1 protein-coding gene and 1 pseudogene are annotated in these 2,111 nt (G+C 40.5%); both read left to right on the forward strand.

Annotated features, from left to right (window positions below; translation table 11 throughout):
• Positions 1-203: Tn3 family transposase (locus ACRRVB_RS04965; protein ID WP_432466849.1), on the forward strand; the 203-nt coding region annotated here is incomplete at its 5' end.
• A 52-nt stretch (positions 204-255) separates the two neighbouring features.
• Positions 256-2,111: pseudogene (locus ACRRVB_RS04970) on the forward strand (Tn3 family transposase); the annotation flags it as partial.

Raw genomic sequence — 2,111 nt, forward strand, 5'->3', positions numbered from 1 at the left:
AAAGAGCTGTCGACTCTCTGAAAAAACAGGGAATCAAAATCAATGATCAATTGTTATCCCATCTATCCCCATTAGGATGGGAGCATATCAATCTGACAGGCGATTATATCTGGCCAAGAAAGCGTAAAACAACATCAGGTAAGTTCAGATCTCTCAGATCTGCTAACATAGAACAATACAAAAAAAACCTTAACGTACAATAATTTCCAATATCCAAGGTGACCCCTTATAGACCGCATTTGCTCAGAAGCTGTATCTTGTTCTAACCGGCGTATTTATGCATCTTTAACTGATTCTTTACTTCCATCCCATCTTCTTCGTTTAGATGAACTGCTAAAGTGTAAAACGGACAGTAAAATGACTTGGTTGTCTTGGTTACGAGAATCTCCCTCTAAGCCGAATTCACGTCATATGCTCGAACACATTAAAAGACTAAAGGTTTGGCATTCTATTGATTTACCTACAGATATCGATCGTAAGATTCACCAGAATCGTTTGCTAAAGATTGCCCGTGAAGGTAGTCAGATGACATCAGCTGACTTGGCAAGGTTCGAGGTTCGGCGACGTTATGCCACCTTAGTTGCGCTAGCCATTGAAGGAACAGCCACGATAACAGATGAAATTATTGACCTGAACGACCGAATCATTGGCAAGTTATTCAATTTGGCCAAAAATAGACATCAAGAGCAATTTCAGGCTTCCGGAAAAGCTATTAATGAAAAACTAAGAATGTATGCCCAGATTGGACAGGCACTGATGGATGCTAAACAGAACGGAGGAGATCCGTTCGCCGCAATAGAGGCTGTCATACCGTGGGAAAGATTTATTGCTAGCGTTACTGAAGCAAAAAAGCTTTCACAACCTGCTGATTTTGATTTCTTGCATCGTATCGGCCAAAACTATGCCACGATTCGCCGTTATGCACCGGAATTTCTATCTGTTCTAAAGTTGCGAGCCACTCCGGCAACTAAAGGTGTGCTTGATGCTATCGATCTACTACGTACAATGAACAATAATAATGCCCGTAAGATGCCTTTGGATGCTCCCATCGCATTTGTCAAACCTCGCTGGTCTAAACTTGTTTTTACTAGTAATGGAATAGATAGACGTTATTATGAACTATGTGCTTTGTCAGAGCTTAAGAATGCTCTACGTTCTGGTGATATTTGGGTAGAAGGTTCCAGACAATTCAAGGACTTTGATTCATATCTGGTACCTATGGATCAATTTATGAGTCTCAAACTGTCAAGAGAATTACCACTGGCTGTAGTAACAGAATGTGAAAAATATCTAAATGACAGACTATTATTGCTGGAACAACAACTTACTAAGTCCAATATTCTAGCCAAATCTAATAACTTACCCGATGCTATTATTACTGGTTCAGGCCTAAAGATCACACCTCTTGATTCGACTGTACCCGATAACGCACAAGCACTGATAGAACAAGTATCAGCTTTACTCCCACATGTTAAAATTACAGAATTGTTGATAGAGGTGGATGATTGGACTGGATTTACTAAGCATTTCACTCACCTGAAAAGCGGAGATATTGCCAAGGATAAAAACTTGTTGTTGACGGCAATTTTATCGGATGGTATCAATCTTGGATTAACCAAAATGGCCGAGTCTTGCCCTAGTACGACCTATGCCAAGTTATCCTGGTTACAGGCTTGGTATATTAGAGATGAAACCTACTCAGCTGCATTGGCTGAGTTAGTTAATGCCCAGTTTAACAACAAGTTTGCTGCAAATTGGGGAGATGGCACCACATCATCATCCGATGGGCAACGCTTCAAAGCCGGAGGTAAGGCAGAAAGTACTGGCCATATTAATCCCAAATATGGCGTTGAACCAGGACGTCTGTTCTACACACATATCTCCGACCAATACGCACCTTTTAATACTAAATTGGTAAATATAGGTGTACGAGATTCAACCTATGTACTTGATGGCTTACTATACCATGAGTCAGATCTACGTATTGAAGAACATCATACTGACACAGCCGGTTTTACTGATCATGTTTTTGCTTTAATGCACTTGCTTGGGTTTCGTTTTGCGCCGCGTATACGTGACCTAGGAGACACCAAATTATACATACTAAAAAG

Source organism: Candidatus Cardinium hertigii (genome assembly GCF_050864855.1).
Lineage (GTDB): Bacteria > Bacteroidota > Bacteroidia > Cytophagales > Amoebophilaceae > Cardinium > Cardinium hertigii_C.